We start from the raw sequence: 6615 nt of genomic DNA on the forward strand, positions 1-6615 counted from the left end.
GAGTCGCCGTACAGATTGAGGGGCCGAGTGGCCTTGGGGCGGAGTTCCGGGCAACGGTCCTTGTCCCCGCACTGGCAGGGGGGCCAGGTCAGGACGTCTCCGGGGCTGCTGGTCGCATCGACCCTGCCCCTGTCGGTTCCTTCGGGCGTAATCTGGCGCATGACTGTCTACCTCGCGATGGGCGGTCACCATGCCTCCACGACCGTCCTACCGGCCGTGGAGGCTCTTCTTGCTCTAGGTAATCGACTCATCGCTCTGAGCGGTACGGTGTGGGGCCCACGGGTTGTTAAGAAAGTTAAGCCGCCTACCACCGCAGGGAGTTAGGCCAGTGACTACGCCAGAGCCGGCAGTGGGCCTCAATCGGCTGTTCCACGAGACTCGCTGGACACACCGTCAGTTCGCCCAAGCCGTCAACAAGGCGGGCACCGAGCAAGGCATGCACCTCAAGTACCGGCAACCCTCCGTCCATCAATGGCGCATGGGGCATCTGCCCAAAAGGCAAGTTCAGCCGCTCATCCTGGACGTCCTTGCGCGCAAGCTGGGTCGCCCCATCACCTACAGCGAGGCAGGCTTTCCCGCGCCAGCGGGCCAGTCGAACAGTCATCCGGGTACCGTGGATGGGCTGATCGATCTCGGGAGGGCTGATATGGACCCCTCACGCCGCAGTGTTCTCGGCGCTGGCCTCTTCTCCGTCGCCCTAACCATCCCCAACTGGCCCGATGTGGTCGGCAGAATGGAAGCCGCGCAGGTCGGCACCGTACAGGCGATGGGAATGACCGACGTCAACACCGTCATCGCCATGACCGAACGCATCTCGGAACTCGACGACCAATTCGGGGGCCGCCACGCCCGCCCGATGGCCGCCGCCTTCCTCATCAACACCGTGGCGGTCTACCTGAAGACCGAAGCACCGGAACCTGTACGCAAAGCCATGATGTCGGCCGCATCCGACCTGTGTTACCTCACCGGCTACATGGCCGTTGACGAGGGCCTGCACAACGTCGCCCAGCAGTATTACGTCAAAGCACTGGAACTCGCCGGCGCCGCCGAAGACCACCTGACGTACTGCACCACACTGCGCGGCATGAGCGTGCAAGCCGTGAACCTCGGCCACGGCCAGGCAGCCATGCGACTGGCGGACGCCGCTGCCGCCGCCTCACCCCAGGCAGGCCCCCGCATGCGAGCCTTCCTCGCCGGGCAACAGGCACACTCCGCCGCGAAGGTCGGCCATCGAACCGAAGCACTCGCCCGGCTACGGGAAGCCGAAGTCGCCATGGACCAAGCAGAATCCCAGGAAAAGACCTTCGGCTCCTACGACCCGGCAGCGCTCAGCTACCACACCAGCGAAGTCCGCTACGAACTCGGCGACCTGACCGGCTCCATCGCCGCCATGCAACAAGCCGGAAAACTCCGGCACACCGTATACAGGCGCACACGAGTCCACCACCAGGCACTCCTGGCCGAACGACAACTACAAGTCGGCCACCTGGAAGCCGCATGCGCCACCTGGCGCAACGTCCTGGACGACTACCCCCTCGTCCACTCCGCACGAGCAGACGAACGCATGCACACCATGCTCACCTCCCTCCGCCCCCACCTCAAGAACAACACCGCCCGCGCACTCTACGAACACGCGCGAACCACCATCCCGCACACCGCCCTGGCCTGACCGGCCCAGCCGCCTCGACATGGCCCACCGCCCCTCAAGGCCGTGACCACTCCGCCAAGCTCAGCAGCAAGTGGGCCGATTCCGGGTGGAAGTAGTCGGAGTGGGCGCGGAGGGGGTTCAGGGGGCTGTTGCGGTAGCGCCAGCTCGCGTTGACGTTGACGAAGGGGTGGTCCAGGCAGGTGCGGGGGTAGGGCCGGTCGGCCGGGTGCAGGTCGGTGTGGGCGACGTCGTTGGGGGCCAGGTCGCCGCGGGCCGGCGACAGCCGCATACCGCCGTGGCCGATGCCGGGCAGGTGCTCCGCGTGCAGGTGGCAGTAGCCGGTGGCGTGGTCGTGGCGGGAGTGGGTGAAGACCATCGGGCCGCCGACCGGTGCCCGGTGACCGCCCGCCGCGGGGCGCAGCGTGCGGAACGTGCCGTCGAAGGCGTTGCTGGGGGCCGCCATCTGGAAGGCGGTGAGCGAGTCGACGGTGAACGGCCGGCCGGGGTCGGTGGCGATGCTCCAGCCGAGGGTGTCGCCGGCGGTGGCGTCCGCCGCCCACTGCACGGCCTCGCACAGGAACCTGCCGCCGAAGGAGTGGCCGATCAGGTGCAGGTAGCGGCCGGTCGCGGTGCGCAGCGTGTCGGCCCTCGGGTCGCCGCGTTCGGCGTCGAGGTAGCCCAGCAGGTGACCGAGTACGTGCGGGGCGAAGCCGCGGCCCGGGGCGCTCATCGCGTGTGCCCGGTCGCGTACCGCGTAATAGCCCTTGCGCAGCCGCTGGGACGAGGAGGGCCAGCGGACGACCACGGTCCACGGCGCGTAGCCGGCGTCCGTGTGCAGCCGGGGGTAGAGGCGCGGGTGGCGGGCGTGCTGCTGGTGGACGAGGGCCAGCAGGCGCTGGGCGTTGCGCAGGGCCGCGGGCTGGCCGGTCTGCCAGCCGTGCGCGTACACCAGGATGTCGGTGGCCCACTCCGGCGGGCGCAGCCAGTGCGCCAGGTGGTCCACGAGCCGGTCGGCGGGGACCGGCTCGCCGGTTTCGGGGGTCAGCAGCCAGCCGTCGTGGTCCAGGTCGACGGTGGCGAACTCGGCCGGCGCCGGGACCTGGGCGGCGCGGGCCCGGCGGCGGACGTCGCGGGGCCGGGGCCGGGGGCCGGAGCGGGGGCTGCGGTGGTGCGGCACGGTCACGGGGCGGTCGCTCCTTCGTCCGGGGCGGCGGGGGGCAGCCTGCTGTCCAGGCCGCAGTGGAGCCCGTAGATCAGGCCCAGCGGGTTGTGGTACTCGGCGGCGAACCAGCGGACGGTGTCGCGCACCGCCTCGCCCGCCGCCGACCGGTCGACCAGGTAGCGGGTCAGGAAGCGCAGCGCGAACTCGGCGCCGAAGAGCTGGGGCACGGCGATGGACGGGGCCAGTACGCCCTGCGCGCCGTGCTGGATGAAGCTGCCGGCCAGGCTGGCGAACCTGCCGGTCATCGGGGAGCCGGCGTAACAGACGTTCAGCACCACCATCGGGTGAAACGGGACGAACTCGCCCCGGGTGCGGTTCGCCTCGGTGTGCCGCTTGCGGATGCTGTCGATGCGGCCGGCGTGCACCGCGCGGGCGTCGGTGAGCTGGAACGCCTGCCAGGTGGAGTCGCCGTCGCGGAGTACGGCGCCGTGGCAGAAGAAGTACATCAGGTCCTCGTCGAAGTGGGCCGTGCCGAGGTCGGCGAGGAGGGTGTCACTGTCCGTCCGCTCCGTCAGCTCCGTCTGGTCGTCCAGCAGCTTGTGCACCTCGGCGGCCACCCGCTGCGCCTCGGGCACGCGCGACGCCCTGCGCAGCCCCTCGTCGACGTTGGCGCTGCTGATCGGGCGGGCCCGGCTGGCCGCGTAGTAGAAGTCCGTCTCGTACGCGCCGGACGCGGTCTCGATGAGGTGGCGGTGACCCAGGAAGAGGTCGAAGAGCTGGGCGAGTTCGGAGGGGGCGGTGGGGGCGGTGGGGTTGTCGGCCGGGCGCTCGGCCGGGCTCTCGGGGGCGCTGCCGGGGGCTCCGGCGGGGCTGCTGCCCGGGGCCCCGGGGGCGGTCGGGGGGCTGGCGACGGACGACACCTGGACGTCGTACGGAACCGTCAGCGACGCGTACGGGGCGGGCGCCGGTGGCGGGCCCGATATCGGCGGGACCTCCTCGCCGACGGCCAACAGCGGCCAGGGCAGGTCAAGATCGGAATCGAAGCGGATGCGCAGGTCACGGCGGTGCAGGGCGGTGGCGAGGAAGGCGCGCAGCCGCAGCAGGTTCGGGTCGTGGCCGCTCAGCAGCGTGTCCAGGAGGTGGCTGCCGGCCCGGACGAGTTCGGCCACCCGCCGCTGCACCTCGCCGGGCGGGCGGCTGCTGAGGTCCGCACCGGTGGCGTACGGGCGGATGCCGGCGGCCCGGTCGGCCGGCTGGTAGTCCACGAACGCCTTCCAGTCGGCCAGGAGCTGCGCCGACAGGTCCTTGATGTCACGTACGTCCGTCTCCAGCTCGGCCCAGTGCTCGCGGCTACGGGAGCGGGGCAGCACCCCGGTCTCGCCCCACACGATGAGCCACGGCCGGCCGTCCTGGACGCGCAGGCAGACGATGAGGTCCCGGAGCTCGCGGGTGGGCGCGAGGGTCAGACGGTAGCCGTAACTAGCATCCTGACTACTCGTCAGGGCAATGTTCTCGTCCAACGGCTCAGAACTCCGGCGCCTGGTTGCGTTCGGCGGCGTCGACCGGGGTCGCGGGCCCGCCCGGGGGTGGTCCGGCCTGCACGGCGGGGCGCGCGGGGGCCTCGATGGTCATGGTGGCGTCGAGTTCCTGGAGCACCACTCCGTAGTCGCGGTCATAGACGGTGAACCTGAGTTGGTGCTCGCCCGGCTCGCGCGCCGTGAAGGAGAAGGTGGCCGCACCGTCGCTGCCGTGCCCCGCGCGGTAACTGCGGGCCGGCGGCGTGATGAAGCCCGCGGTGCGCGCCGCGGCGACCAGCATGAGGTAGGCCGACGGGTGCTCGGGCTGGCGCGCCCACAGGTGCTCGTCGGGCACTTCGAGTACGAACTCCAACTCCGCGGGCGCCCCCACCCGGGCCGGCCCGTCGCGCAGCGTGAGCCGCGGCAGGCAGGGGGGGCCGGTGGGCCGCCAAGGGGGTGTGGGTGGGTAGCCCGCTGGGGCGGCTGGCCTGGGGGGAGGGCCTGCGGCGGCCGGACGCTGGGGCTTGTTGGCTACCGGTGGGGTTGGGTTGGTGTTGCGCACTGGTGGAAGTGGGTTGGTTTCGTCAGCCGACGCGGGTGGTTGGGTGGCATCCGCCGGCACGGGCGGTTGGGTGGCATTCGCCGGCGTGGGTGGGTCGGTTTCGTGCGCCGCCGCGGGCGGTGGCTCGTCCCGGTGGTTCTGTGCCGCGGGTGGCGGGAGTGTGGCCGTACGAGACGGCTCACCCTCTTCCGGCTCCGCCAATTCGGCTTCTGCTACGTCGAGTTCGGCATCGGGTGTCGTCTCAGGGTGGGGTGGTTCGTCCCCGGCGTGGTGGGGGCCTGTGTGGTGGGGCTCGGGGTGGTTCGGCGCCGGGTGGTTCGCCCCCGGGTGGCCCGTGGACACGTGGCTCGTATCGACTTGGCCCGTACTCACCCGGCCCGTATCGGCGCGGCCCACATCACCCTGGCCTGTGCCAGCCTGGCTCGCATCATCCCGGCCCATGCGAGCCTGGCCCGCATCACCCTGCCGCACATCACCCCGCCCCGCGCCGGCCCGACCCGCATCACCCTGCCGCGCATCACCCTGGCCCGCGCCGCCCCGGCGCGTATCGGTCCGGCCCGTATCCGCGTGCTCCGGGCGCGGGGCGGGGTTGCTCGGGTCGCCCGGGTTCTCGTGGGTGAGGCCGGGGGTGGTGGTGGATCGTTCCGGGCGGGCCGTGGTCGTACGGGACGGGCCCGGGCGGGTAGTGGCGGGGCGGCGGGACCGCGCCGGGCGGACCAGGTGGCGGCGGGCGGGGCCGGGCTCCGGGCGGGGCCGCCCGGCCTGCGCCTTGCGCGGCTTGCGGCGGTCGCTAGTCTCCGGCTCCACGGAGCCACGGTTGCCCCTGAACACGAGGGACTGATGGTCGAGCCCGGCGATCACCACGGCCGACTCGGGGCCGCCCCGGGCCTGCACCGCGACGCTGCCGTCCGCGGACGGGGCAACGTCGTCCGCGGCGGGCGGTGCGGCGGCGCCCTGGCCGGGCGGGAACCACGGTGCGTGCGCGTGCGAGACGTGGGTGACGGCGGGGCGGCGGCCCGAGCCCCTGCCGAGGTCTCCGCCCCCGGCCCCGTCTCCGCTCAGGGCACCGGCCCGGCCCCGCGCCCCGCGCCGGAATCGCACCCTGACGTACGCCACCGCGTGCCACACGCACTTCCCGCTCAGTACGACGAGGCCGGACGCGGTGCCGAGGACGATGGCCGACAGGAACGAGGTGGCCACGTCCGGTGCGGCCGATCCGCCGGCCAGCCGCAGGCCGAGGAGGGCGGCCAGCGCCCCGGCCGTGAACGCGGCGGCGAGCCGGCTGCCGACCAGGGTGCCCACCTGGATGAGGAGGCTGCGCAGCCGCTGCCAGCGGGAGTGTCGTTTGGGGGTGGCCAGCGCCCAGTGGGTGTCGGTGACCGGCTCCTGCCGGCCGGCCGCCGAGCGCAGGGCCGCGGCCACCGACGGCGCCTTCGGGCGGGCGCCCGGGTGGGGTTCGAGCAGGCCCTCGATGAGCGGCCCGAACTCCTTGTGCCGGCGCACCCGCGGTGGGCGGGCGTCCCGGAGCGCCTTGATCCGGGCGCCCGGCATGGGGCCGCGCAGCGGGCGGCGGCCCTCGACCATCTCGTACAGGGTCGTGCCGAGCGCCCACAGGTCGCCCTGGGGTGTCGGCGCGTCCGGCGGCGTCCCGGCCAGGTGGGCGGCGGTCATCTCCGGCGCCGTGTACTGCGAGGTGGGCCGCTCGGGCAGCAGGGGCGGCGCGCCG

At 72.7% G+C, this 6615-nt stretch carries 4 protein-coding genes; 1 reads left to right on the forward strand and 3 read right to left on the reverse strand.

Annotation, left to right across the window (positions count from 1 at the left end):
* Positions 1-328: 328 nt before the first annotated feature.
* The gene (locus AAHZ94_RS01325; RefSeq protein ID WP_349989949.1) at positions 329-1669 is read left to right on the forward strand and encodes an NsdA family TPR-like regulatory protein; all 1341 of its coding nucleotides are present in this window, start codon (positions 329-331) and stop codon (positions 1667-1669) included.
* 34 nt (positions 1670-1703) lie between these two features.
* On the opposite strand, the gene AAHZ94_RS01330 is transcribed toward AAHZ94_RS01325, so the two are convergent.
* The 3 genes from AAHZ94_RS01330 to AAHZ94_RS01340 all read right to left on the reverse strand — a co-directional run.
* Positions 1704-2831, reverse strand: coding sequence for a hypothetical protein (locus tag AAHZ94_RS01330; protein WP_349989950.1), 1128 nt, complete (start codon positions 2829-2831; stop codon positions 1704-1706).
* A complete protein-coding gene (locus AAHZ94_RS01335; RefSeq protein ID WP_349989951.1) occupies positions 2828-4330 on the reverse strand; it encodes a CHAT domain-containing protein in 1503 nt (500 codons plus the stop codon). The genes AAHZ94_RS01330 and AAHZ94_RS01335 overlap by 4 nt, the downstream gene beginning before the upstream one ends.
* Before the next feature lie 4 nt (positions 4331-4334).
* Positions 4335-6615: serine/threonine-protein kinase (locus AAHZ94_RS01340; protein ID WP_502964558.1), on the reverse strand; the 2281-nt coding region annotated here is incomplete at its 5' end.

Origin of the sequence: Streptomyces sp. HSW2009 (genome assembly GCF_040240285.1) — a bacterium.
Taxonomy (GTDB): Bacteria; Actinomycetota; Actinomycetes; order Streptomycetales; family Streptomycetaceae; genus Streptomyces.